Origin of the sequence: Streptomyces xylophagus, assembly GCF_000716435.1 — a bacterium.
Classification (GTDB): domain Bacteria; phylum Actinomycetota; class Actinomycetes; order Streptomycetales; family Streptomycetaceae; genus Streptomyces; species Streptomyces xylophagus.
The window spans coordinates 172,862-197,013 of record NZ_JNWO01000021.1; the positions used below are offsets into that span (position 1 = coordinate 172,862).

Below are 24,152 nucleotides of genomic sequence, written 5' to 3' on the forward strand. Positions count from 1 at the left end.
CTGTCTCCGTCGACACCTGATGTCGAACCCACTGAAACCGATTAGGTACGACGAATTCAAGAGTCTGTGACATATAAGTCTGACTTTTTGGTTCCGTGATGTGCCCCGTACGCTGAGTGCATGACCACTCCGGGCCGCGGGTTGCACGGCCGCGTACTCGACTCCCTGGGCCCCGCCATCACCGCGGGCGAGTACCCACCGGGCAGCGTCCTGCGTACGGACGAACTCGCCAAGGACTTCGAGGTGTCCCGCTCCGTGATGCGCGAGGCGGTCCGCGTCCTCGAATCCATGCACCTGGTCGAGTCCCGCCGCCGTGTGGGCGTCACCGTGCGGCCCAAGTCCGAGTGGAATGTCTACGACCCGCAGGTCATCCGCTGGCGCCTGGCCGGCGCCGACCGCCCGCAGCAACTGCGCTCACTCACCGTCCTGCGCTCCGCGATCGAACCGATCGCGGCCGGCCTCGCCGCCAAGTTCGCCACGGCGGAGCAGTGCGCGGAACTCACCGAGTGCGCGATCGGCATGGTGGCCAACTCACGCGGTCACAAACTGGAGGCCTACCTCGTCCACGACGTGGCCTTCCACCGGGTGATCCTCGCCGCCTCCGGCAACGAGATGTTCGCCCGCCTCGGCGACGTCGTCACCGAGGTCCTCGCCGGCCGCACCCACCACGAGGTCATGTTCGAGGACCCCGACCCCGCCGCCGTCACCCTGCACGTCCAGGTCGCGGAAGCGGTCCGCGAGGGCGACGCACTCCGCGCGGAGACCCTGACCCGCGAGATCACGGTCGGCGCGCTGCAGGAACTCGACATCCTCGCACCGTAGTTGACCTAGTCCAGGAACTCCCCGTCGACGTACACCCACGCCCCGTCGACCCGCTCGAACCGGCTGCGCTCATGGATCGAGCCGCCCTTGTAGGACGCCCGGAATGTCACGGTCCCCGCCGAGTGGAACGCCGACCCGCCCCCTGTCTCCAGGATCTCCAGACCCGTCCACCGCATCCCCGGATCGAGTTCGAGCGGCTCGGCGGGCCGGGTCCGCGGATGCCAGGTGCGCAGCAGGTAGGGCGCGTCCAGGCGCACGAAGGCGCTGTAGCGGGAGCGCATCAAGGCCTCGGCGGTGGGGGCGGTGGCGGTGCCTGAGTGGTAGCGGCCGCAGCAGTTGTCGTAGGGGGTGGGGAGGCCGCAGGGGCAGGTGGTGCGTGGGGTCATGGGCATCATTGTGCCGGGCCTATGTTCGCGGGCGCTCGGGGGTGACGCGGAGCGGCAGTCGGACGTAGGCGTCCTCGGGCAGCCTCACCTCCTTGTCGCGCGTGAGAGCCGCGCAGGCCAGGAGAGGCAGCGGCTCGTCGCCAGGAGGGTCGGTGACCTCGTGCGCGGGTGCGGCACCGATGAACTCCACGAGGAGGGCGCCGGTGACCCGACTCCCGATCTGCTGCACGAAGTTCGCCGGGAGTGTCCACTCGACTCCCTGGTGCAGGATCCCGCCGGGACTGTGGTGCACTCTCTTGACGAACCACTCCTCGTCCTGCATCTGCGGTGCGCTGCGCGCCCTCAGGTGGGCCGCGGCGGACATCATCGCGTTGATCTCGGGAAAGCCGACCAGATCCGCCGTGAGCTTGCCGGCGGCCTCCAGGGCGGGCCCGGCCGCCCGCAGGTCCCTGGCCAGCGTGTTCCGCCACGCCCGCTCGTCCGCCACCGGCGGCAGGTGGTACACGATGGCCTGGACGTCCTTCACCCGCCAACTGCCCATCGCCGGGAACAGCAGCGTTACCTTCACCGACGGCGCGTCGTCCCCCGTGTACCCGAGCGACCAGACGTAGAGATACCCGGTGAAAGGGCGTCCGGTGTCCGGTCCCGTGGCGAACATCTGCTCCAGCGGGACGGATTGCGGCTCGGTCTCCCCGTAGACCTCCAGCCACTCACCCGTCTCCGCGAACCCCCGGTTCCACGCGGCTCCCATGACCTCACCCCCGTGAAGTCACTTGATACTCCGTCAGTTCCCCACCCGCAACGGAGCCGACAGCTCAGACCGCGATCCCTGTCTCGGCCGAAGGCATCGGCGGCAACCGCGTCCCATAAACCCACGCCTCGAAAAGCTGGTCCAACGGCTCGGACGTGAACCGGGACGCGTGAGACGTGAACGTAGCCGTCGTCACCGTCCCGTTGCGGTGCAGGCTCGCCCACCCCCGCAGCATGCGGAAGAACGCGATGTCCCCCAACGCGCAGCGCACCGCGTGGACGGTGACGCCGCCGCGTTCGTAGAGCCGGTCGTCGAACATGGACTTGCGGCCGGGGTCGGCGAGCCGCAGGTCCTGGGGGAGCGTGGAGAGCAACCGGTGCGCGGCGGCGGCGTGTTGGTGGGCCGTGCGGCCGCCCGAGCGCTCGGACCACAGCCACTCGGCGTACTTGGCGAAACCCTCGTTCAGCCAGATGTGCCGCCAGTCGGCGATGGACACGCTGTTGCCGAACCACTGGTGGGCCAGCTCGTGCGCGACGAGCCGCTCCGAACCGCGGGCCCCGTCAACGTGGTTGGCGCCGAACAGCGACAACCCCTGTGCCTCGACGGGGACATCGAGTTCCTCCTCCGTCACCACGACCGCGTACTCGTCGAACGGGTAGGGCCCGAACAGGTCCTGGAACAGCTCCATCATCGCGGGCTGCCGCGCGAAGTCCCTTGAGAATTCCGGGAGTAGGTCCGACGGGATGTGCCCGTGCTGCGGGACGCCGCCCAGACCCGGGTCGCCCAGCAGCACCGTCTGGTACTTCCCGATCGACAGCCCGACCAGATAACTCGACGTCGGCGCCGACTGCTCGTACACCCAAGTGGTCGTAGAAGCCTTGGTAGTTCGGGTCAGCAGGCGGCCGCCCGCCACCACCGCGTACGCGGACGGCGTGGTGATCGAGATCTGGTACGAGGCCTTGTCGGCGGGGCGGTCGTTGCACGGGTACCAGGACGGTGCCCCGATCGGCTGGCTCGCCACCAGCGCGCCGTCGGTCAGCTCCTCCCAGCCGAGTCCGCCCCAGGGGCTGGCGACCGGCTTGGGGTTGCCCGACCAGTGGACCTCCACGGTGAACGCGGCACCGGCCCGCAGCGGCTTCGCGGGCCGGACGCGGAGCCGGCCGCCGCGGTGCGTGTAGTGCGGCTGGCGGCCGTCCACCCGGATCCGGCCGATCTTGAAGTCGCCCAGGTTCAGCTGGAATTCGGGCAGCGGAGCACGGCCCGCTATGGCGTTGATCCGGGCCGTGCCGGAGAGACGGTTGGGGCCGGGGCGGTAGTCCAGCGCGAGCTCATAGCGGTGCACCCGGTAGCGGGCATCGCCGTTTGCCGGGAAATACGGGTCCGGACCCGCCGCCTGCTGAACGGTCACTGCTGCGTCTGCTCCCTGCGCTGTGCTCGTATCTCGTACCCGTGCACCGCCCTCCGAAGCCGACGCCGCGTGACCTGTGTTCAGGGTCGCCATGACTCGATCGGATTGCCCAGCCAGCGGGTGTCGTCCGGAACGGACTCCCCCGCCATCACGAGTGACGCGGGGCCCAGAGTGGTGCGCGCCCCGACCTCGCTGCCGGGCAGGACGATTCCGCCAGGACCCAGCGTCGCGCCCGCACGGAGGACCACAGTATCCGTCCGCAAGATCCGGTCGTGGAAGAGGTGGGTCTGGAGCACACATCCGCGGTTCACCGTCGTGGCGTCCTCCAGGGTCACCAGGTCGGTCTCCGGCAGCCAGTAGCTCTCCAGCCAGACGCCCTTGCCGATGTGCGCGCCGAGCCCGCGCAGCCAGGCCGTCAGCACCGGAGTACCCGGCACGGAACCGGCCAGCCACGGCACCGCCACGACCTCGACGAAGGTGTCCGCCAGCTCGTTGCGCCACACGTAACCGCTCCACAGCGGGTGCTCGGCACCGTGGTGCCGCCCCACGAGGGTCCACTTGGCCACGATCGAGATCAGCCCCGCCAGCGCACCCACCGCCAGCAGCACCAGCCCCGACAACAGCGGCGCCCACACACCGAGCGCGCACAGCGCCGCCACCGTCAGCACGGCCAGCGCCGCCGAGCAGAACACCGGCACGATCCGGCACAGCTCGACCAGCCCGCGCGCCCACAGCAGCTTGGCCGGCGGGTCGTACGTCCGGCTCTGGTCGCCGCCACTCGTGCTGCGCGGCAGCTTCACCGGCGGCAGCCCCAGGTACGACGTGCCCTTCTTCGCCTTCTTCGGCGTCGCCGACAGCACCCCGACGAGCCCGCCGTCCGGCACGCTCCGTCCGGGCGCGGTCATCCCGGAGTTCCCGAGGAACGCCCGCCGCCCGATCTCGGCCCGCCCGATGTGCACCCAGCCACCACCGAGCTCGTACGGCGCGGTCAGCGTGTCGTCCGCCAGGAACGCACCCTCACCGACGGTCGTCAGGCTCGGCAGCGCGAGCACGGTCGACACCTCGGCGCCCCGCCCGATCCGCATCCCGAGCAGCCGCAGCCACACCGGCGTCACGAGTCCGGCGTACAGCGGGAACAGGGTCTCGCGGGAGAGGTCCATCAGCTGCGTGACCGTCCACGCCTGCCAGCCGATCCGGCTGTGCGTCGGGTGCGTGCCCTCGCGCAGCCTCAGGCTGAGCAGCCGTACACCGATAAGGATCAGCAGCGCGTACGCCAGCCCGAAGGCGAGTGTCGCCGGGACCAGGGCCAGCGACGCGCCCCGCAGGGCTTCGCCGAGACCGTCGCCCGGTGCCACGAACACACGGGCCACCAGCAGCGCGACCGCGCCGGCGACCACCGGCAGCATGGTGAGCGCGAAGCCCGTCACGCCGTACATCACCCGCCAGTACGTGCCCCGCTGCGGGCGCTCCTTGGGCCAGTTGCGCTTGGCCTTGCCGAGCTTGACCGCGGGCGCGCCCGCCCAGCGCTGGCCGGTCGGGACCGTGCCGGTGACGGCCGAACCCGGCGCCACCTCGGCCCGCTTGCCCACCCGGGCGCCGGGGAACAGCATGCTGCGCGTGCCGACGACGGCATGGGCGCCGACCTTGACCGGGCCGATCTCAAGACGGTCGCCGTCCAGCCAGTAGCCGGACAGGTCGACCTCGGACTCGACGGCGGCACCGCGGCCCAGCTTGAGCATGCCGGTGACCGGGGGGAGGGAGTGCAGGTCGACGTCCGGGCCGATCTTGGCGCCCAGGGCGCGCGCGTACCGCTCCAGCCAGGAGCCGGTCAGCGCGGTCGCGCCGCTGAACTCGGCCAGCCGCTCCGCCGCCCACAGCCGCAGATGCACGCTGCCACCACGGTCGTAGCGTCCCGGCTTCACCCCACGCAGCAGCAGCCGCGCACCGCCCGCGGCGATTGCGAGCCGTCCGGGCGGGCTGAAGAGCAGCAGCGCACCGGCGCCGACCAGCCACCAGGAGGCGGTGGGCAGCCACGCATAGCCGTTGAGTACGTTGCCGAGCGCGGCCAGCGCCACAGTCCAGCGCAGGCCGACCAGAGTGAACAGGGGGACCAGCGCGAGGAGTTGGATCACCTTGGCGCGCGTCGGCACCGGCGCGATCACCCGTGCCGTGCCGTCGCCCTGCGCCGAGTCCTCCAGGTGCCGGGCCAACTTGCGCAGGGTCGGCTGCTGGTAGATGTCGAGGACGGCCGCGCTCGGGTACCGGGTGCGCAGCCGAGTCGTCAACTGGGCGGCGGCCAGGCTGCTTCCGCCGATCGCGAAGAAGTCGTCGGCCGCGCTGCTCACGGGGATGCCGAGCACCTCGGCCCACTGCTCCGCGAGCCAGGCCTCCGTGCCGTAGAGCTGCTCCTTGGCGCCCCCGGTCTCCAGGCCTTCCAGCGGCCACGGCAGCGCGTTCCGGTCCACCTTGCCGGACGTGCGGGTCGGCAGGTCCTCGACCGGCGCGATCAACGGCACGAGAGCGGCGGGCAGTTCGGCCCGCAGCTTCTCGACGGCGGAGGCCTGGTCCCAGCCCTCCTGCGTCACGACATAACCGACCAACAGTTGATTGCCGCTGCGCGCGGTCCGCACGGCGGCAGCCGCACCCGCGACACCAGGCAGGGCCTGAAGCGCCGCGTCGACCTCGCCCAGCTCGATCCGGCGTCCGCCGAGCTTGATCTGCTCGTCGGCCCGGCCGAGGAAGATCAGACCCTCAGGCTCGGCCTTGACCAAGTCGCCGCTGCGGTACGCCCGTTCCCAGCCCAGCGATTCGAGGGGCGCGTACTTCTCCGCGTCCTTCTCGGGGTCGAGGTACCGGGCGAGCCCGACGCCGCCGATCACCAACTGCCCACTGCCGCCCATCGGTACGGGCACCCCGGCCTCGTCGACGACGGCCAACTCCCAGCCGTTCAGCGGGAGTCCGATGCGGATCGGCTCGTCGCTGGTCATCAGGGAGGCGCAGGCGACGACGGTCGCCTCGGTCGGCCCGTAGGTGTTCCAGACCTCGCGGCCCTCGGTGACCAGCCGCTGCACCAGCTCGGGCGGGCAGGCCTCACCGCCGAAGATCAGCAGGCGTACGTCGTTCAGGGCCTCCGGCTCCCAGAGGGAGGCCAGGGTCGGCACGGTCGAGACGACGCTGATGTCCTGGTCCACCAGCCAGGGGCCGAGGTCGGCGCCGCTGCGGACCTGGGAGCGCGGCACGGGCACCAGGCAGGCGCCGTAGCGCCAGGCCAGCCACATCTCCTCGCAGGACGCGTCGAAGGCCACGGACAGCCCCGCCATGACCCTGTCACCCGGACCGATGGGGTCGTCGGTGAGGAACAGTGCCGCCTCGGCGTCCACGAAGGCCGCCGCGCTGCGGTGGGTGACGGCGACGCCCTTGGGCTTGCCGGTGGAGCCGGAGGTGAAGATGATCCACGCGTCCTGCTCGACACCGGGCCGGGCGGCCGGGACGTCACTGTGCCCGAGCACGGTCAGCGCGTGGTCGGCACCGATGACGGCCCGCACATCGGCCTCGCCGAACACCAGCTCGGCCCGCTCGTCCGGGTCCTCGGCGTCCACGGGGACGTAGGCGGCACCGGCGGCGAGTACGGCGAGGATCGCGACGTAGAGATCGTTGGTCCCGGAGGGGACGCGCACGCCGACCCGGTCGCCGAGGCCGACGCCGGCCGCGGCCAGGGTGCGGCGCAGGGTCTCCACCTCGACGGCCAGCGCACGGTAGGTGAGACGGACGGTGCCGTCGTCCAGGGCGAGCTCGTCGGGATACGACCGCACCGACGCGTCGAGAATGTCGACGAGCGTGCGGGCCGAGGCGGCGGGCGCCGCGGAGAAACGTGCCGTATCGCCGAACTGTGTGCGGATCTCTTCGTCAAGCCCGAGAGCACTGCTCTCGTGTATGGCTGCCATCGGTCCTCGCGTCTCGAACCCGGAAACTTCCGGGGTGCTGGCGGGCCCGCAGGTATGCCTGGGGTTGTCCGGCTCCAGCTCCGTTCCGTAACAAGCCGGAAATTTTAGTACGACGCTATGCGCCCGGCCTGCCGACGGCCACTCGGGGGAGCCGAACGGGGGCGCTCCGTGAGCGTCCGGCAACGCTCTGACCTGGTGATCTTCGGTCCGAAGGAGACATCCCCCACAAATGCGGCGAGGGCCACGACCTTGGTGGTCGCGGCCCTCGCCAGCGATGTGTCCGAGGGGGGACTTGAACCCCCACGCCCGATAAAGGGCACTAGCACCTCAAGCTAGCGCGTCTGCCATTCCGCCACCCGGACAAGGTGTCTGTCGCGCGTGGTTTCCCCCGCGGCGACGAAGGAAACATTACCAGGCTTCCAGGGGTGGCCGATCACCCCCTGTTCCCACCCCCGTCCCGCGTGAACGGCGTGTGACGGCGGCGGACCGCCCTTGGGGCGCGGGCCGGGGAGAGAGAGGATGAGGGGGAGGACCACCAGCAGTGACAGTGGGAGGAAGCAGCGTGAGCGACACGGACACGGCCAAGGGCGTCACCGGTGAGGACGAGGTCGTGGACCTCTGCCGCGAGCTGATCCGGATCGACACCAGCAACTACGGCGACCACTCGGGCCCGGGGGAGCGCAAGGCGGCCGAGTACGTCGCCGAGCAGCTCGCCGAGGTGGGCCTCGAACCCAAGATCTTCGAGTCGCACCCGGGACGCGCCTCGACGGTGGCCCGGATCGAGGGCACGGACCCCTCCCGGCCCGCGCTCCTCATCCACGGCCACCTGGACGTCGTACCGGCGAACGCGGCGGACTGGACCCACCACCCCTTCTCCGGCGAGGTCGCGGACGGGTGTGTGTGGGGGCGCGGGGCGGTCGACATGAAGGACATGGACGCGATGACCCTGGCGGTCGTCCGCGACCGGCTGCGCAGCGGGCGCCGGCCCCCGCGCGACATCGTGCTCGCGTTCCTCGCGGACGAGGAGGCGGGCGGTACGTACGGGGCGCGGCACCTCGTCGACAATCACCCCGAGCTGTTCGACGGCGTCACCGAGGGCATCAGCGAGGTCGGCGGGTTCTCGTTCACGGTGAGCGAGGAGCGGCGGCTCTATCTGATCCAGACGGCCGAGAAGGGCATGCACTGGATGAAGCTGACCGTGGCCGGCACCGCCGGGCACGGATCGATGATCCACCGGGACAACGCGATCACCGAGCTGTCGGAGGCGGTCGCCCGGATCGGCCGGCACAAGTTCCCGGTACGGGTCACGAAGACGACGCGCGCCTTCCTCGACGAACTGGGCGACGCGCTCGGCACCCAGCTCGACCCCGAGGACATGGAGGCGACCCTCAAGCGGCTCGGCGGCATCGCCAAGCTCATCGGCGCGACCCTCAGCAACACCGCCAACCCGACGCAGCTGAACGCCGGTTACAAGGTCAACGTCATCCCCGGCGAGGCCACCGCGCACGTCGACGGGCGCTTCCTGCCCGGGTACAAGGAGGAGTTCTTCGCCGACCTCGACCGGATTCTCGGGCCGAACGTGAAGCGTGAGGGCACGCACTCCGACAAGGCCCTGGAGACCTCCTTCGACGGGCCCCTGGTCGAGGCCATGCAGTCCTCGCTGCTCGCCGAGGACCCGACCGCGAAGGCGATCCCGTACATGCTCTCCGGCGGTACGGACGCCAAGTCCTTCGACGACCTGGGCATCCGCGGCTTCGGCTTCGCACCGCTCAAGCTGCCGCCGGAGCTGGACTTCGCGGGCATGTTCCACGGGGTCGACGAGCGGGTGCCGGTGGAGGGGCTGAAGTTCGGGGTGCGGGTGCTGGACCGGTTCATCGACGCCTCCTGAAACGGCGTCCTGAAACACCGGTCGACGCTGGTTGACGCCGGAATTCGACCGCGCGTGCGGGGGTGACTGGGACGAGTGAATGTGCTCATAAGCTCGTAGCTCCATTACTCCCTCCTCGTTACAGGTGATGCGATCGGCAACACGAGATCGCTTTTGCCAACAAGGAGGAATAATGATCAAGAAGGTCGTCGCCGCTGCGGCTGCCACTGGTGGCCTGGTTCTCGCGGGAGCGGGCCTGGCCGTCGCCGACTCGGGTGCCCAGGGTGCCGCTGTGCACTCCCCGGGTGTCGTTTCCGGCAACGTCATCCAGGTGCCCGTGCACGTCCCGGTGAACGTGTGCGGCAACACGATCTCGGTGATCGGCGTGCTGAACCCCGCCTTCGGCAACACCTGCATCAACAAGTGACGTCGCCCCTCTGAGGGGGTGACCACGTCCTCGGCCCCGGAGCGCGCGCCATGCGCTCCGGGGCCGACGGTCTTTGCGCGGGAAATCGAGCAGGACGTCGAGCAAGACATCGAGCGAGATGTCGAGCGGGACGTCGAGTGAAATCGCGCGAGGAATTCAGTCAGGAATGAAGGCAGGGGGGAATTCAGCAATGCGACAAGTCACCCGCAAGAGTTTGATGACCGTGGCGGCCGCGACCGGAGTGATCGCCGCCGCGGGCGGTGTCGCCCACGCGGACTCGGGCGCGCACGGCTCCAGTGCGGACTCGCCCGGCGTACTGTCCGGCAACACCGTGCAGGCACCGGTGCATGTGCCGGTCAACGTCTGCGGCAACACCGTGAACGTCGTCGGAATCCTCAACCCGGCGGTCGGCAACAAGTGCGCCAACCAGGGCGGGGGCGGCAAGGGCGGTGGCCACGGCGGTGGTCACAGCGCCGGCGGCGGTCATGGCGGCGGTCACGGTTCGTCGGGCGGCTACGGCGACGACGGTGGTTACGGCTCCGGTGGCTACGGCGGCTCGGGCGGTTCCGGTGGCCATGGCGGGTCGGGCGGACATGGAGCGCACGGCGGCTCAGGGGGCGCGCACGCCGGCGGACACGCGTCCGGCTCGCCCGGTGTCGGCTCGGGCAACCACGTCCAGGTACCGATCGACGTGCCGGTGAACGTGTGTGGCAACAGCGTCGACGTCATCGGCATCGGCAACGCCGTCACCGGCAACGACTGCGCCAACGGCGGCGGTTGGAACGGCGGCGGGCACCACCACGGGACGCCTCCGGGCGGCGGCGGTCACCACGGGGGCGGCGGTCACGAGGGGGGCGGTCACCACGGTGGGGGGCACCACGGTGGCGGCGGTCATGAGGGCGGCGGCCACCACGGAGGGGGTCACCAGGGAGGCGGTCACCACGGCGGTGGCGGTCATCACGGGGGCGGTGGCCACCCGGGCACGCCTCCGGGCGGCGGTCACGGGACGACCCCGCCGGGGACTCCGGGTCACCCCGGAACGCCGGGCCACCCCGGGACTCCTGGGCACCCGGGTACTCCCGTACACCCCGGCACGCCCGGTCACCCCGCATCGCCGGGCACCTCGCCGATCAAGGGCGGTCACACGCCGACCGGTTCCGCGCACGTCAACCAGCCCGGCGCCCAGTCCGCGGTCCAGTCGCAGGGCGCCCCGCAGCTCGCGCACACCGGCAGCGAGCTGCCGCTGGGCCTCGCGCTGCCGATCGGCGCGGGCTCGCTGCTCGCGGGCGCGGTGCTCTACCGCAAGGCGCGGGCCTCGGCGTAGCACCCGGGAACATGTGATCTGCGCAACGGAGGGGCCCCGCATCGTCGGGGCCCGCTCCGTTGCGTCCGGCTCAGCTCACCACGTGGCACGCACCTGGCGGATGATCCGCCGGCGCAGCCGCACCCTGCGACTGCCGTCGCGCAGCAGGCTCAGTCGGTCCAATTCCCAGTGTCCGTACTCGGCATGGTCCGTCAGGAGACGTGTGGCGTCCTTGCGGGAGACCCCGCGCGGTACGTACACGTCGACAAATTCGTATTCCGGCATCGCATCTATTGTGCGGGCAGAGCCCCGGTACGGATAGCGTCTGCACTATGTCTGATGCTGCGCAGCCCACCGCTGCCGAGGTACGCGCCGCCGCCGAGGCGGTCAAGACCGCGCTCGACCGCCACCTGGCCGCGGTCGAAGGCCGGTCGGGGGAGGACGACCCGGCCGTCTACGAGGCGTTCAACCAGCTCGCCGCGGCCGCCGAGGTCTACGACGAGCTGCTCTACGACCGTTATGACGAGGTCACGCCTTTCGAGATCCCCGGTACGGACGACTCCCTGCCGCCGTACACCGGCCCCGAGGAGCCGAACGCGGTGAGCGTGCTGATCCGCCGTGACTACGCCGTGGCGGAGCCGCAGCGGCTGCTGGCCCAGGCGCAGCGGGTCGAGGCGGCGGTCGGCGACGGCACGGGCACGGAGGCCTCCGCCACGATCCACGGCGCGCTCGGCATCCTCTTCGACGAGTTCGAGGCGGACGAGATCGCCTCCCGGCCCAAGGAGTTCGGCCTGGAAGAGGGCGACTCCACGCTGTGGGTGACCGCCGCCGACGAGACGGCCGAGCCGGGTTCCTGGCTGGAGGCCCCCTTCGAGCAGGTCGATCCGCAGCGGGTGGTGTGCCGCTTCGACGTCAGCGCGGTCTTCGACGACGAGATCAACGACGAGCTGGACGACATCGACGAGGTGGACGAGGCCGAGGAGGAGATCGAGGACGAACTCGATCCCGAGCTCGACGCCGATCTCGACGAGGACGAGGACCTGGAGGCGCTGGAAGCGGACCGCTGAGCCGCGCCGCGCCCGGCTGTTGCGACGACGACGGCGGCGGTCGCGGAGGAACCCCCTCCGCGACCGCCGCCGTCCGTCGTCCGCCTCGGACCTCCGTGACGTGACCGTGGCCGTCGGCCCTCCGGTCAGGACTGTCGTCCTGCTCAGACCTCCGCCGGTACCTGCGGCCGCAGCAGCACCGGCAACCGGGTCGTACGCGGCTTGGCCGGGATCTCGGCCACGGCCCGGGGCAGCGCCTGGTCCACACCGTGCACCACGGACAGATGACGGTCCGCCCGGCTGAACGCCGTGTACACCCAGGGCCGACTGAGGGCCTGCGCCGCGTCCCCCGGCAGCACCACGACCACCGCGGGCCACCGCGCCCCGACCGCCTGGTGCGCGGTCAGCGCCCACCCGTGCCGCACGGCCTGCTCCACCCGCTCCTTCGGTACGACGACGGGTCCGCCGGCGCACGTCAGATGCAGTCCCTCGGCGTCGGCGTTCACCACCTGGCCGGGGACCGTACGGCCAGGGGCGGGGGAGTACGCGATCCGGTCGCCGGGGTCGAAGCCGCCGAAGCGGCCGGGGCCGGGGTTGAGCCGTTCCTTCAGCGCCACGTTGAGGGCACGAGTGCCCGCTGCGCCGCCGTGCCCCGGTGTGATCACCACCGTCTGCTCGGCCGGGACGCCGATCACCCGCGGCACCGAGTCGGCGACGAGCTGCACGGTCCGGTGCACGGCCTCGCCGGCGTCCCGCACCGGCACGATCACGACCTCCTTGCCGGGGGCCTCCACCTGGTTCAGCTCGCCGATACCGATGCCCGAGACCAGCTCGCCCACGGGACCGAGATCCGGGCGCCGCGAGACGACCTGGGGGCAGGCCTTCGACGCGAGCAGATCGGCGAAGACCCGCCCGGGTCCCGCCGACCACAGCACCGCCGGGTCCCCGGCCAGCACCAGCCGAGCCCCGTCCGGCAGCGACTCGGTGAGCAACGCGGCCGTCTCGACGTCCAGTTGGGGCGCGTCGAGCACGACGAGGAGATCCAGGTCGAGGGCACCGTCCGCGTCCCGCCCGGGGCCTTCGGCACCGGACAGCAGCCCGGCGACGGTGGCGGTGCGGGGGGCGTCACCCGGCTCGGAACTTTCCGACTCGCCGGACGACGTGCTCCCTGATTCCGTGGACCGCGTCAGCAGCGCGGCGAACCGGTCCCGGCCGACCGGACTGTGGGCGGCGGCCCAGGCGCGCAACCCGAAACCCGTCGCCGCGCGGAGCAGTGCCGCCGGTTCCTCCAGGGACGCCTCGCCGCCGGTGTGGAGCACCAGCCCGTGCCCCGCGACCGCGCGGATCAGTTCGCCGGTGGACCCCTTGGCGGCACCGGCCTGCTCCCAGTCCGCCGCCGAACCGTCCTCCTTCGGCACCGAGTTGATCAGCTTGGCGAGTCCGTCGGCGAGGCTCTCCTCGGCGAGCGCGTACCGCTCCAGGCCGATCAGCACACGGACGGGACGCTCCTCGGCCTCCGAGTCCTCATCGGAATCGGACGCGTCGTCCGTGCGCTGCACCGGGACCGCGGGCTCGTCCAACGCGTCCTGGAACACCAGCACTTCACCCTCCGCGATGGCGCTCTGCGTCGCCGCGTCCGGATCGGGCACCCCTTGCTTGGCCAGCGCCGCCGTCAACGTCGACGCCTCCAGGGCCGTATGCCCGGCCAGAGCCGCCTGCTCCAGGAGCCAGGCGATGACCGCCCGGCCCCGCCGCTCGTCGTCCGGCGCGCACTCGGCGCCGAGCAGCGCCCGCGCGAATCCGTCGGCCTGCTCGGGCCGTACACCCGGGACGCGCAGCAACTGCCAAGGGTCCTCGCGGAGTTGCTCGTCCGCGATCTCGCCGAGTGCCGCCGCCACCTGTGCCGCGAGCGTCTCGGGCGCGCCGCCCTCGGCCAGCACCCGGCGTACGGACTCGACGGTCTCGGTCGCGGGGGCGCCGGGCGCCGCCGCGACGGGTTGGGGCCGCCGCACCGCCTCCGGGGCGGCGGACGGGCGCGGGGCGGGCTCCGGCTTGGCGGAGGGGATGGGCACGGGCTTCTCGCCGCTCTCCACGGCCCGCACCGCCGCGAGCAGTTCGGCGGCCGTCCCGCTGAGCTTGGTCCCGGCCACGATCGGCCCGGCCTTCTCCGCCTTCCGCCGCTCGATCCGCTCCCGCTCCAGCTTCTGGGCCAGCAACTCGGCGGCGGCCTCGGACAGTTCGGGGGCGGCAACCTCGGCCGTGGCTTCACCGGTGCCCTCGGTGCCTTCCACGGCGGCCTCGGCCGTGTCCTCCCCCGTGCCCTCGGCGCCCTCCACGGCGTCCGTGCCCGTGTCCTCGGCTGGCGAGGTCTCCGTGGTCTCCGGGTCCGTGCTCACAGCGTGCTCCAGTCGTGATCGGGATAGCGGTGCAGAGGCGCCGACACATCGTCGAGCGCTCGGCAGATCTCGTCAGGAAGACTAAGCGCCTCCACTGACAATGCGGCCGTGAGCTGGTGCGCGTTGCGCGCGCCGACGATCGGGGCGGCCACCCCGGGCCGGTCGCGGACCCAGGCGAGGGCCACTTGGAGGGGCGTCACGGCGAGCCCGTCCGCGGCAATGGTCACCGCGTCCACGATGCGGGTCGCCGTGTCGTCGAGGTACGGCGCGACGAAGGGCGCCATGTGCTCCGAGGCGCCGCGCGAGCCGGCCGGGGTCGCCTGCCGGTACTTGCCGGTGAGGACCCCGCGCCCGAGCGGTGAGGAGGGCAGCAGTCCGATGCCCAGGTCGAGCGCGGCCGGCAGCACCTCGCGCTCCACGCCCCGCTGCAACAGCGAGTACTCCAGCTGCGTGCTGGCCAGCCGGGTCCGCGTGCCCGGCGCCGCCAGCTGCCAGGTCGCCGCCTTGGCCAGCTGCCAGCCGCAGTAGTTGGAGACGCCCGCGTAACGCGCCCGCCCGCTGCTGACCGCCAGGTCGAGGGCCTGGAGGGTCTCCTCCAGCGGCGTGAACGGGTCGAAGGCGTGGATGTGCCACACGTCGACGTAGTCCGTGCCGAGGCGGGCCAGCGAGGCGTCCAGCGCGGCGAGCAGATGGCCGCGCGAGCCGTCGAAGCGGCGGTCGGGGTCGGGTACGCTCCCCGCCTTCGTCGAGATGACCAGGTCCCGGCGCGGCACGAGCCCCTCTATGAGCTGTCCGAGCAGATACTCGGCCTCCCCGTCGCCGTACACGTCCGCCGTGTCGACGAGGGTGCCGCCGGCCTCCCAGAACGCCTTCAAGAGGTCCGCGGCGTCATGCTCGTCGGTGTCGCGCCCCCACGTGAGGGTGCCGAGTCCGATCCGGGACACACGAAGGCCGGTACGGCCGAGATGCCTCTGCTCCATGAACGCCGAGATTACTGGCCTGAACCTGCCCTGTGGTTGCCTGTGGATAACCGATTCGCACGATGATCCACAGTCCCTCGCACGGCACGCTCCGTGACCGCTCGCCGGCACCCGTCCTGTCCGCCCGGAGCACCTCGCGCTAGGGTCGGCACAACAGCGACGTTACTGATCGGTAAGGGGTCTGCCATGCAGCTCGGGATCAACCTCGGCTACTGGGGTGCCGGAATGGACGGCGACAATCTGGCCGTGGCCCAGGAGGCCGACCGCCTCGGCTACGCCGTGTGCTGGGCCGCCGAGGCCTACGGCTCCGACGCGGCCACCGTGCTCACCTGGGTCGCCGCGCAGACCGAGCGCATCGACGTCGGCTCGGCCATCTTCCAGATCCCGGCCCGCCAGCCCGCGATGACCGCGATGACCGCCGCGACCCTCGACTCGCTCTCCGGCGGCCGCTTCCGCCTCGGCCTCGGCGTCTCGGGCCCGCAGGTCTCCGAGGGCTGGTACGGCGTCAAGTTCGACAAGCCGCTGGCACGCACGCGTGAGTACGTCGAGATCGTCCGCAAGGCGATGACGCGCGAGCGGCTCTCGTACGACGGCGAGCACTGGACGCTGCCGCTGCCCGGCGGCCCGGGCAAGCCCCTCAAGCTGACCGTGCACCCGGAGCGCGAGCACATCCCGCTGTACATCGCGGCGATCGGCCCGAAGAACCTGGAGCAGACCGGCGAGATCGCCGACGGCGCGCTGCTGATCTTCCCGTCCGCCGAGCACCTGGAGGACACCGCCGTCAGGCACCTGCGCGCCGGGCGCGAGAAGGCGGGCAAGACCCTCGAAGGCCTCGACATCGTCCCGACGGTCCCGCTCGCCCTCGGCGAGGACAAGGACGTCGAGAAGCTCGCCGACACCTTCCGCCCGTACACCGCGCTGTACGTCGGCGGCATGGGCAGCCGGCAGCAGAACTTCTACAACAAGCAGGCCCGGCGCATGGGCTTCGAGGCCGCGGCTGCCGAGATCCAGGACAAGTACCTGGCCGGCGACAAGGACGGCGCCGCCGCCGCCATCCCGCACGACCTGATCGACAAGACGACGCTCCTGGGCTCCGTGGACCGCATCGCGGACCGGATGAAGGAGTACGCGGCGGCCGGCGTCACCACCCTGACGCTCGCCCCCGCGGGTTGGACCCTGGAGGAGCGGATCGCCGCCCTCCGCGCCGGAACCGAGGCACTGGATCGCGCGGGTCTCGCGTAACGCGGCTCTACAGCACGGAAGTTTTCTACGGCCGTGGTGGGGGCTCGGGGGGTCTTCCCCGCCACGGCCGTCACGGGGAACAACGCGCGGCAGCCCGTGCGGTTACGCCCCCGTCGGGACATCGGCAGTCCTCCTTTTGGCGGAGTTGTCCGACACAGCTGTTGCAGCACCTCTGATGCCGCATTTGACTCGTTCTTTGCGGAATGCGGCGGAATCCTGCATGGAGGTGCCTTCAGATGCTTTCGGCCAAGAGCCTGTTCCAGGAGATCCTCGACAACGACGAGTCCTTCCGGCTGTTCTGCTCCATCGCGGCCAGCGGCGAATCGCAGGGCGGCTGGGAGAACGGGCGCATCGCCGTCCTCGTCCCACCGACCGAACGCGACCTCGCCCCCAAGATCAGCCGGCACGGCGCCGACGAGGACAAGCACGGGCGCATTTTCAACGCTCTTCTAAAGAAGCGCGGCCTCCGACCCGTCCCGGTACCGGCCGACACCGACTACACGATGCTCCTGGAGCGGCACGGCATCGGTCTCGCCCACGAGAAGCTCAAGGCCGAGACGCCGCTCACCGTCCAGGACATCGTCACCTACCTCGCCCACAGCCGCGTCACCGAACAGCGCGCCTCCGAGCAGATGGATCTGCTGCGCAGGCACTTCGCCGACCATCCCGACCTCGGCCGCGCCGTACGGATGATCTCAAACGACGAGGACAACCATCTCGCCTATTGCCACGAGGAGTTGCTGCGCTTCGCGCACGCCGGACACGGCCACGCCATCCAACGGACGCTGCGCGACTGCGCGTTGGCGGAGATCCGCATCTACCGGGACGTCAGCCTCGCCGTGATGGCCCACATGGGACGCGTCCTCGGTTGGCCGCGTGCGAAGTCGGCGGTGCTCACCGCGGGCATCCACGCCGTGTACGCCTACGAACGGCTCGGCGGCTGGCGGCGGATGGTGTCCCTGCGGATGCCGGAGCGACGCGACGCCCTCGGCGGACCGGCCACCGCGGCACCCGAGTTCGCGTAGGCCCTACAGCCAGCCGCGCCGCTTGAACGTCCGGTACAGCAGCACCTCCAGGGCGGCCATCAGCAGGATCACCGCCGGATACCCCCACAGCCAGTGCAGCTCCGGCATGTGATCGAAGTTCATGCCGTAGATCCCCGCGATCATCGTGGGGACCGCGGCCATGGCCGCCCACCCGGAGATCTTCCGCATGTCGTCGTTCTGCCGGACGCTGGTCTGCGCGAGATGCGCCGACAGGACGTCCGAGACCAGCCGGTCCAGGCCCTCCACGGACTCGTTGACCTTCATCAGGTGGTCGTTCACGTCACGGAAGAACGGCCGCGACTTGTCGTTCACGAACGGCACCCGGTCACCGGCGAGACCGACACCCGCGAGCCGGGCCAGCGGCTGCGCGAGCGGTCCGGTGGCCCGGCGGAACTCCAGGATCTGCCGCTTGAAGGTGTAGATCCGCGACGCCGTGGTCCGCGAGCCGCCGCCGGTCGGCGAGAACACCGCCGCCTCCAGCTCCTCCAGGTCGGTCTGCAACTCGCCCGCCACGTCCACGTAGTGGTCGACCACGGCGTCCGCGATCGAGTACAGCACCGCCGTGGGCCCGTGCCGCAGCATCTCCGGCTCCTCCTCGAGACGGTGTCGTACGGCCGCAAGGGGGGCCTCCTCGCCGTGCCGGACGGTCACCACGAAGGAGTCACCGACGAAGACCATGACCTCGCCGGAGCTGACCACGTCGTCGTCCGCCTCGTAGCCCACCGGCTTGAGGACCACGAACAGCGAGTCGTCGTAGACCTCCAGCTTGGGCCGCTGATGCGCGGTCAGGGCGTCCTCGACGGCCAGCGGGTGCAGCGCGAACTCCTGGGTGACCCGGTCGAACTCCTTCTCCGTCGGCTCGTAGAGGCCGATCCAGACGAAGGCGTCGCCCACGCGACGGCAGTGGTCCAGGCCGTCGGAGAAGTCGCCGGGCCCCTCCGTCCGGCGTCCGTCACGGTAGATGGCGTAGTCGACGATCACGGTGCGTATTCTCCCGCCGTCCGGCCGAAGCCGCACGTTGACATTTTCGGCGTGCGCCTACCCTTGGCGGCATGCCCACGTTGATCCTTGTCCGGCACGGACGTTCGACCGCCAACACCGGGGGAGTGCTCGCCGGCTGGACACCCGGAGTCGCCCTCGACGAGCGCGGCAACGCCCAGGCCGCCGCGCTCCCCGGACGGCTCGCCGCGCTGCCGATCGCCGAGGTCGTCACCAGCCCGCTGCAACGCTGCCAGGAGACCCTCCAGCCCCTCCTCGACGCCCGCCCCGACCTGCGGCCGCACACCGAGGAGCGGATCGGGGAGTGCCACTACGGCGACTGGTCCGGCCGCAAGCTCGCCGAGCTCAAGGACGAGCCCCTGATGGAGGTCGTCCAGACGCACCCCTCGGCCGCCGCGTTCCCCGGCGGCGAGTCGATGCGGTCGATGCAGACCCGCGCGGCCGAGGCCGTACGCGAGTGGAACGCGCGCGTGGAGCGCGATCACGGTGCCGACGCCGTGTACCTCATGTGCTCGCACGGCGACATCATCAAGTCCCTTGTCGCGGACGCACTCGGACTTCATCTCGACCTCTTCCAGCGGATCTCCGTAGAACCGTGTTCCATCACCGCGATCCGTTACACCCGTCTCAGGCCTTTTCTCGTACGGCTCGGGGACACCGGCGATCTCGCCTCCCTGGCGCCGCGCGAGGAGCCCCCGAGCGACGAGGCCACGGTCGGGGGCGGCGCGGGCGCACCGTGATCGTCGGCCGCAGTAGGGTGAAGCGGTCGCAGTAGCGCCGCACTTGTCAGCAGTCGATTCCCATGGAGACAGGACGTGTCACGTCAGGTGTTCCTCTACGACCCGCCGGACCGCTTCGTAGCCGGTACGGTCGGTCTGCCCGGGCGCCGTACGTTCTTCCTCCAGGCCGCCGCCGGCCCTCGGGTGACCAGCGTGGCCCTGGAGAAGACACAGGTCGCCGCGCTCGCCGAGCGCATGGACGAGCTTCTGGACGAGGTCGTACGGCGCAGTGGCGGCAGTGCGGCCGTCCCCGCCGTCACCCCCACCGAGATCTCCGACACCCGCCCGCTGGAGACCCCCGTCGAGGAGGAGTTCCGCGTCGGCACCATGGCGCTCGCCTGGGACGGTGACGAACAGCGCATGATCGTCGAGGCACAGGCCCTCGTCGAACTCGACGCCGACACCGACGAGGACCTTGCCGAGGCCGAGGAGCGACTCCTCCAGGACGAGGAGAACGGACCCCCGATGCTGCGGGTCCGCCTCACCGGCGCCCAGGCCCGCGCCTTCGCCAAGCGGGCCCTCGACGTCGTCAACGCCGGCCGACCGCCGTGCCCGCTGTGCAGCCTCCCGCTCGACCCGGAAGGACACGTATGTCCGCGCCAGAACGGATACCGCCGCGGAGCGTGACCACGGCCGAGCTGCTCGCCAAGGGTGAGCTGAAGGTACGCGGACGCATCCGCGAGGCCTCGAACGCGGTGCTGTTCTGCTCCGTGACGTACGAGGGCCGTGAGACGTCCTGCGTCTACAAGCCCGTCGCCGGGGAGCGCCCCCTGTGGGACTTCCCGGACGGCAACCTCGCCCAGCGCGAGGTCGCCGCGTACGAGGTCTCCGAGGCGACCGGCTGGGGCCTTGTGCCTACGACCGTGCTGCGCGACGGGCCGTACGGCGAGGGCATGTGCCAGCTGTGGATCGAGGCCGCGGCCGAGTCCGAGCTGCTGGCCCTGGTCGACGCCGAGGAGCCCGAACCGGGCTGGAAGGCCATCGGGTTCGCCGAGGTCGGTGAGGGGGAAACGGCCCTCCTGGTGCACGCCGACGACGAGCGGCTGCGCAGGCTCGCCGTCCTGGACGCCGTGATCAACAACGCGGACCGCAAGGGCGGCCATCTGCTGCCCGCCGACGAGGGCCGCCTCTACGGCATCGACCACGGCGTCACCTTCAACGCCGAGAACAAGCTGCGCACCCTCCTGTGGGGCTGGGCGGGCGAGCAGCTCACTCCGGAGGCGGTCGACGTCCTCCAGGGGCTCAGGGAGGCGCTGAACGCCGGTGGTGGGCTCGCCGTGAAGCTCGCCGAGCTGATCACCGTCGTGGAACTCGATGCCACACGCGCGCGTGTCGACGCGATGCTGGAGTCCGGGAAGCATCCCGAGCCGAGCGGGGAGTGGCCGGCCATTCCGTGGCCGCCCGTGTAGCAGCACGGCGGGCAGGGTTGCGCAAGAGGGCCTTCCTGGTCATCAGGGCTGGTCCGGTTCGTATGCGAAACATCCGTCCGGTTACGCTCATGACATGTATGCCTGGCCCGCTTCTGAGGTCCCCGCCCTTCCCGGCAAGGGCCGCGACCTCCGGATCCACGACACCGCGACCGGCGGTCTGGTCACCCCTGACACCGGTCCCGTCGCCCGTATCTACGTGTGCGGCATCACGCCGTACGACGCCACCCACATGGGGCACGCGGCGACCTACAACGCGTTCGACCTCGTGCAGCGCGTGTGGCTCGACACCAAGCGGCAGGTTCACTACGTCCAGAACGTGACCGACGTCGACGACCCGCTCCTGGAGCGCGCCGAGCGGGACAACGTCGACTGGGTGGCCCTCGCCGAGAAGGAGACGGCGCTCTTCCGCGAGGACATGACCGCCCTGCGCATGCTGCCCCCGAAGCACTACATCGGCGCGGTCGAGGCGATACCCGGCATCGTGCCGCTCGTCGAACGCCTCAGGGACGCCGGTGCCGCCTACGAACTCGAAGGCGACATCTACTTCTCCGTCGGGTCCGACCCGAACTTCGGCAAGGTCTCGAACCTCGACGCCGCCGCGATGCGACTGCTGTCCGCCGAGCGCGGGGGCGACCCGGACCGCCCGGGCAAGAAGAACCCGCTCGACCCGATCCTGTGGCTCGCGGCCCGCGAGGGCGAACCGAGCTGGGACGGCGGCTCGCTCGGCCAGGGGCGTCCGGGCTGGCACATCGAGTGCGTCGCCATCGCCCTGGACCACCTCGGCATGGGCTTCGACGTACAGGGCGGCGGCTCCGACCTCGCCTTCCCGCACCACGAGATGGGCGCCTCGCACGCCCAGGTGCTGACCGGTGAGTTCCCCATGGCGAAGGCCTACGTCCACGCCGGCATGGTCGCCCTGCACGGCGAGAAGATGTCGAAGTCCAAGGGCAACCTCGTCTTCGTCTCGGCGCTGCGCCGCGAGGGCGTCGACCCGGCCGCCATCCGGCTCGCGCTGCTCGCCCACCACTACCGCGCCGACTGGGAGTGGACCGACGGGGTGCTGGCGGACGCCGTTGCCCGGCTGGGGCGCTGGCGTGCCGCCGTCTCCCGCCCCGACGGCCCGTCCGCGCTGAAGCTCGTCGAGGAGATGCGCGAGGCCCTCGCGAACGACCTGGACGCCCCGGCCGCGCTCGCCGCCGTCGACCGCTGGGCGGCCGTCCAGCGGGACCGGGGCGGCAGCGACGAGGGCGCCCCCGGCGTCGTCTCGCGCGCCGTGGACGCCCTGTTGGGCGTGGCCCTCTAGCAACCGCGGACAGCACAGGGGCGGTTCCTCCCTCGGGAGAGGAACCGCCCCTGTTTCACGCCCTGTTGACCGAGGGACTCACTCCTCGGAGGAGTCCTCGTCGTCTGCCTCGGGCCCGGTCTCGGGCTCCGTCTCCGGCTTCGCGGGCCTCGTCGGCTTCGCACGGCCGCCGGGGTTGTCGCGCAGATACGACGCGCTGTCACTCCCGTCCGCCGTGGCATGCCCGCCCGGCGACGGGCTGCCGCCACCGTCCCGCCTGCGGAGATAGCGCTCGAATTCGCGGGCGATCGCCTCGCCCGACGCCTCCGGCAGCTCCGCGGTGTCGCGGGCCTCCTCCAGCGTCTGCACGTACTCGGCGACCTCGCTGTCCTCGGCGGCCAGTTGATCCACGCCGACCTGCCAGGCGCGCGCGTCCTCGGGCAGCTCGCCCAGCGGGATGCGCACGTCGATCAGGTCCTCCAGGCGGTTCAGGAGCGCCAGGGTGGCCTTCGGATTGGGCGGCTGCGACACGTAGTGCGGCACCGCCGCCCACAGCGAGACGGCCGGTACGCCCGCGTGCGTGCACGCCTCCTGGAGGATGCCGACGATCCCGGTGGGACCCTCGTACTTGGTCTCCTCCAGGTCCATCCGCTGCGCCAGGTCCGAGTCGGACGTGGTCCCGCTGATCGGCACCGGACGTGTGTGCGGGGTGTCACCGAGCAGCGCGCCCAGGATCACCACCAGCTCCACGCCCAGCTCGTGCGCGAAGCCGAGCAGCTCGTTGCAGAACGAGCGCCAGCGCATGGACGGTTCGATACCTCGGACGAGAACGAGATCGCGCGGCTTCTCGCCGCCGACCCGGACCACCGACAGGCGGGTCGTGGGCCAGGTGATCTTTCGCACACCGGCGTCCATCCACACCGTGGGCCGGTTCACCTGGAAGTCGTAGTAGTCCTCGGCGTCGAGCGCCGCGAACACCTCGCCCTTCCACTCCCTGTCCAGATGCGCGACCGCGGTGGAGGCGGCGTCGCCGGCGTCGTTCCAGCCCTCGAACGCGGCCACCATCACTGGGTCGATCAGCTCGGGAACCCCCTCCAGCTCGATCACCCAGCGCCTCCTTCCGATCTGCCCTCGCGTACGCCCCAACCTTACGGCGTCCGACGGGGGCGCCCGCAGCCCCCTTGCACGGGGGAGTGCCCCCATGCCTGCCCCGTCCGGGACGCTCGAACACACAAGATCGCGATCCTGTGCAGCCCTGTCCCGGCCGGTCACTCCTCCGATGGATCAGCGGCCCCGCTCACTCGATCACAGGGTCGAACGCAGCCACTGCTCCACACTCGCGATGTGCACCGTCGCCCACGACCGCGCCGCCTCCGCGTCCCGGTCGCGCAGCGCGCCAAGAATCGCCCGGTGCTCGTGCAGGGTCCGGCTGACCGCGTCCTCCTGAGTCAGACCGCGCCAGATGCGGGCCCGCGTGGTGGGGCCCGACAGACCGTCGAGGAGCGAGCACAGCACCGAGTTGCCGGAGCTCTGCACGATCCCCCGGTGGAACTCCAGGTCACAGGCGACCAGTTCCTCCACCGAGGGCGCCCCGCCCAGCGCGTCCAACTGGGCGCTGAGCGCGTCCAGTTGCTGCTCGCTGATCCGCAGGGCCGCCATCCCCGTGGCAGCCGGCTCCAGAATGCGCCGCACGGCCAGGAACTCCAGCACCGTGTCGTCGCGGTGGAAGTCCACGACGAAACTCAGCGCCTCCAGCAGGAGTTGCGGATCGAGACTCGTCACATACGTGCCGTCGCCCTGCCGCACATCCAGAATCCGGATCAACGACAGGGCACGCACGGCCTCGCGCAGGGAGTTGCGGGACAGGCCCAGTTCGGCGGCGAGTTCGCTCTCCTTGGGCAGCCGGTCCCCGGGACGCAGCGCGCCGGAGACGATCATTCCCTTGATTTTCTCGATCGCCTCATCGGTGACTGCCATGGCCGGCCTCCCTGTTGCTCAGACATCCGATGTATCAGGCACATTATGGGGGTTCAGCAGGCTGAAC

21 protein-coding genes and 1 tRNA gene are annotated in these 24,152 nt (G+C 71.0%); 11 read left to right on the top strand and 11 right to left on the bottom strand.

Annotated elements, in window-relative coordinates:
- Nucleotides 1-120 precede the first annotated feature (120 nt).
- Nucleotides 121-822, top strand: coding sequence for a FadR/GntR family transcriptional regulator (locus OO70_RS37110; RefSeq protein ID WP_043681542.1), 702 nt, complete (start codon nucleotides 121-123; stop codon nucleotides 820-822).
- A 5-nt stretch (nucleotides 823-827) separates the two neighbouring features.
- Here the strand turns inward: OO70_RS37110 and OO70_RS37115 are convergent, their stop codons facing one another.
- The 5 genes from OO70_RS37115 to OO70_RS37135 form a co-directional block, all read right to left on the bottom strand.
- Complete coding sequence (locus OO70_RS37115; protein ID WP_199827483.1) at nucleotides 828-1,208, bottom strand: YchJ family protein; 381 nt, start codon at nucleotides 1,206-1,208, stop codon at nucleotides 828-830.
- 19 nt (nucleotides 1,209-1,227) lie between these two features.
- On the bottom strand, nucleotides 1,228-1,959 hold the full coding sequence (locus OO70_RS37120; RefSeq protein ID WP_043681548.1) for a hypothetical protein: 732 nt from the start codon (nucleotides 1,957-1,959) through the stop codon (nucleotides 1,228-1,230).
- Between the two features lie 64 nt (nucleotides 1,960-2,023).
- Entirely contained in the window at nucleotides 2,024-3,367 is a 1,344-nt protein-coding gene (locus OO70_RS37125) for a M1 family metallopeptidase (protein WP_043681551.1), read from the bottom strand.
- 80 nt (nucleotides 3,368-3,447) lie between these two features.
- Nucleotides 3,448-7,311 (bottom strand): Pls/PosA family non-ribosomal peptide synthetase, encoded by a 3,864-nt coding sequence (locus OO70_RS37130; protein WP_043681555.1) that lies wholly within the window; start codon nucleotides 7,309-7,311, stop codon nucleotides 3,448-3,450.
- Nucleotides 7,312-7,588: 277 nt separating this feature from the next.
- A tRNA-Leu gene (locus OO70_RS37135) sits at nucleotides 7,589-7,673 on the bottom strand.
- Between the two features lie 200 nt (nucleotides 7,674-7,873).
- Between OO70_RS37135 and OO70_RS37140 the strand changes: the two genes are divergently transcribed.
- The 3 genes from OO70_RS37140 (at nucleotide 7,874) to OO70_RS56920 (ending at nucleotide 10,929) form a co-directional block, all read left to right on the top strand.
- Nucleotides 7,874-9,199, top strand: a complete 1,326-nt coding sequence (locus OO70_RS37140; RefSeq protein WP_043681557.1) for a M20/M25/M40 family metallo-hydrolase — start codon at nucleotides 7,874-7,876, stop codon at nucleotides 9,197-9,199.
- 172 nt (nucleotides 9,200-9,371) lie between these two features.
- The gene (gene chpH / locus OO70_RS37145) at nucleotides 9,372-9,605 is read left to right on the top strand and encodes a chaplin ChpH (protein WP_043681560.1); all 234 of its coding nucleotides are present in this window, start codon (nucleotides 9,372-9,374) and stop codon (nucleotides 9,603-9,605) included.
- A gap of 190 nt (nucleotides 9,606-9,795) precedes the next feature.
- On the top strand, nucleotides 9,796-10,929 hold the full coding sequence (locus OO70_RS56920; RefSeq protein WP_043681563.1) for a chaplin: 1,134 nt from the start codon (nucleotides 9,796-9,798) through the stop codon (nucleotides 10,927-10,929).
- Nucleotides 10,930-11,004: 75 nt separating this feature from the next.
- On the opposite strand, the gene OO70_RS37155 is transcribed toward OO70_RS56920, so the two are convergent.
- Nucleotides 11,005-11,193, bottom strand: coding sequence for a DUF5703 family protein (locus OO70_RS37155; protein ID WP_005485166.1), 189 nt, complete (start codon nucleotides 11,191-11,193; stop codon nucleotides 11,005-11,007).
- A gap of 47 nt (nucleotides 11,194-11,240) precedes the next feature.
- On the opposite strand from OO70_RS37155, the gene OO70_RS37160 reads away from it, so the two are divergent.
- Nucleotides 11,241-11,975: a hypothetical protein gene (locus OO70_RS37160; protein ID WP_043681569.1), complete on the top strand. Its 735-nt coding sequence runs from the start codon at nucleotides 11,241-11,243 to the stop codon at nucleotides 11,973-11,975.
- Nucleotides 11,976-12,118: 143 nt separating this feature from the next.
- Here OO70_RS37160 and OO70_RS37165 read toward each other — a convergent pair whose 3' ends face one another.
- Both OO70_RS37165 and OO70_RS37170 read right to left on the bottom strand, forming a co-directional pair.
- Nucleotides 12,119-14,350: a helix-hairpin-helix domain-containing protein gene (locus OO70_RS37165; RefSeq protein ID WP_043681572.1), complete on the bottom strand. Its 2,232-nt coding sequence runs from the start codon at nucleotides 14,348-14,350 to the stop codon at nucleotides 12,119-12,121.
- Nucleotides 14,347-15,330 carry an aldo/keto reductase gene (locus OO70_RS37170; RefSeq protein WP_043681576.1) on the bottom strand — a complete coding sequence of 328 codons (984 nt, stop codon included), beginning with the start codon at nucleotides 15,328-15,330 and terminating at the stop codon, nucleotides 14,347-14,349. Before OO70_RS37170 ends, OO70_RS37165 begins: the two co-directional genes overlap by 4 nt.
- Before the next feature lie 186 nt (nucleotides 15,331-15,516).
- On the opposite strand from OO70_RS37170, the gene OO70_RS37175 reads away from it, so the two are divergent.
- Nucleotides 15,517-16,572 carry an LLM class F420-dependent oxidoreductase gene (locus OO70_RS37175; RefSeq protein ID WP_043681579.1) on the top strand — a complete coding sequence of 352 codons (1,056 nt, stop codon included), beginning with the start codon at nucleotides 15,517-15,519 and terminating at the stop codon, nucleotides 16,570-16,572.
- A 236-nt stretch (nucleotides 16,573-16,808) separates the two neighbouring features.
- Nucleotides 16,809-17,597: a ferritin-like domain-containing protein gene (locus OO70_RS37180; protein WP_043681581.1), complete on the top strand. Its 789-nt coding sequence runs from the start codon at nucleotides 16,809-16,811 to the stop codon at nucleotides 17,595-17,597.
- Nucleotides 17,598-17,600: 3 nt separating this feature from the next.
- Here OO70_RS37180 and corA read toward each other — a convergent pair whose 3' ends face one another.
- The gene (gene corA, locus OO70_RS37185) at nucleotides 17,601-18,599 is read right to left on the bottom strand and encodes a magnesium/cobalt transporter CorA (RefSeq protein WP_043681583.1); all 999 of its coding nucleotides are present in this window, start codon (nucleotides 18,597-18,599) and stop codon (nucleotides 17,601-17,603) included.
- Between the two features lie 71 nt (nucleotides 18,600-18,670).
- Here corA and OO70_RS37190 point away from each other — a divergent pair, with 71 nt between their 5' ends.
- The 4 genes from OO70_RS37190 (at nucleotide 18,671) to mshC (ending at nucleotide 22,129) form a co-directional block, all read left to right on the top strand.
- Complete coding sequence (locus OO70_RS37190) at nucleotides 18,671-19,357, top strand: histidine phosphatase family protein (protein WP_043681586.1); 687 nt, start codon at nucleotides 18,671-18,673, stop codon at nucleotides 19,355-19,357.
- Between the two features lie 75 nt (nucleotides 19,358-19,432).
- The gene (locus OO70_RS37195) at nucleotides 19,433-20,023 is read left to right on the top strand and encodes a DUF3090 domain-containing protein (protein ID WP_043681589.1); all 591 of its coding nucleotides are present in this window, start codon (nucleotides 19,433-19,435) and stop codon (nucleotides 20,021-20,023) included.
- Nucleotides 19,987-20,805 (top strand): SCO1664 family protein, encoded by an 819-nt coding sequence (locus OO70_RS37200; RefSeq protein WP_199827484.1) that lies wholly within the window; start codon nucleotides 19,987-19,989, stop codon nucleotides 20,803-20,805. Before OO70_RS37195 ends, OO70_RS37200 begins: the two co-directional genes overlap by 37 nt.
- 94 nt (nucleotides 20,806-20,899) lie before the next feature.
- A complete protein-coding gene (gene mshC, locus OO70_RS37205; protein ID WP_043681595.1) occupies nucleotides 20,900-22,129 on the top strand; it encodes a cysteine--1-D-myo-inosityl 2-amino-2-deoxy-alpha-D-glucopyranoside ligase in 1,230 nt (409 codons plus the stop codon).
- 78 nt (nucleotides 22,130-22,207) lie between these two features.
- Here the strand turns inward: mshC and OO70_RS37210 are convergent, their stop codons facing one another.
- Nucleotides 22,208-23,215, bottom strand: coding sequence for a PAC2 family protein (locus OO70_RS37210; protein ID WP_043681598.1), 1,008 nt, complete (start codon nucleotides 23,213-23,215; stop codon nucleotides 22,208-22,210).
- Between the two features lie 198 nt (nucleotides 23,216-23,413).
- Entirely contained in the window at nucleotides 23,414-24,085 is a 672-nt protein-coding gene (locus OO70_RS37215; protein WP_033283704.1) for a FadR/GntR family transcriptional regulator, read from the bottom strand.
- Between the last annotated feature and the right edge of the window lie 67 nt (nucleotides 24,086-24,152).

What these genes read in the sequence shown, in the direction of transcription:
- OO70_RS37110 (WP_043681542.1), top strand. Translation starts at nt 121, where the DNA reads ATGACCACTCCGGGCCGCGGGTTGCACGGCCGCGTACTCGACTCCCTG.
- OO70_RS37115 (WP_199827483.1), bottom strand. Translation starts at nt 1,208, where the DNA reads ATGACCCCACGCACCACCTGCCCCTGCGGCCTCCCCACCCCCTACGAC.
- OO70_RS37120 (WP_043681548.1), bottom strand. Translation starts at nt 1,959, where the DNA reads ATGGGAGCCGCGTGGAACCGGGGGTTCGCGGAGACGGGTGAGTGGCTG.
- OO70_RS37130 (WP_043681555.1), bottom strand. Translation starts at nt 7,311, where the DNA reads ATGGCAGCCATACACGAGAGCAGTGCTCTCGGGCTTGACGAAGAGATC.
- chpH (WP_043681560.1), top strand. Translation starts at nt 9,372, where the DNA reads ATGATCAAGAAGGTCGTCGCCGCTGCGGCTGCCACTGGTGGCCTGGTT.
- OO70_RS56920 (WP_043681563.1), top strand. Translation starts at nt 9,796, where the DNA reads ATGCGACAAGTCACCCGCAAGAGTTTGATGACCGTGGCGGCCGCGACC.
- OO70_RS37155 (WP_005485166.1), bottom strand. Translation starts at nt 11,193, where the DNA reads ATGCCGGAATACGAATTTGTCGACGTGTACGTACCGCGCGGGGTCTCC.
- OO70_RS37160 (WP_043681569.1), top strand. Translation starts at nt 11,241, where the DNA reads ATGTCTGATGCTGCGCAGCCCACCGCTGCCGAGGTACGCGCCGCCGCC.
- OO70_RS37170 (WP_043681576.1), bottom strand. Translation starts at nt 15,330, where the DNA reads ATGGAGCAGAGGCATCTCGGCCGTACCGGCCTTCGTGTGTCCCGGATC.
- OO70_RS37175 (WP_043681579.1), top strand. Translation starts at nt 15,517, where the DNA reads ATGCAGCTCGGGATCAACCTCGGCTACTGGGGTGCCGGAATGGACGGC.
- OO70_RS37180 (WP_043681581.1), top strand. Translation starts at nt 16,809, where the DNA reads ATGCTTTCGGCCAAGAGCCTGTTCCAGGAGATCCTCGACAACGACGAG.
- OO70_RS37190 (WP_043681586.1), top strand. Translation starts at nt 18,671, where the DNA reads ATGCCCACGTTGATCCTTGTCCGGCACGGACGTTCGACCGCCAACACC.
- OO70_RS37200 (WP_199827484.1), top strand. Translation starts at nt 19,987, where the DNA reads ATGTCCGCGCCAGAACGGATACCGCCGCGGAGCGTGACCACGGCCGAG.
- mshC (WP_043681595.1), top strand. Translation starts at nt 20,900, where the DNA reads ATGTATGCCTGGCCCGCTTCTGAGGTCCCCGCCCTTCCCGGCAAGGGC.
- OO70_RS37215 (WP_033283704.1), bottom strand. Translation starts at nt 24,085, where the DNA reads ATGGCAGTCACCGATGAGGCGATCGAGAAAATCAAGGGAATGATCGTC.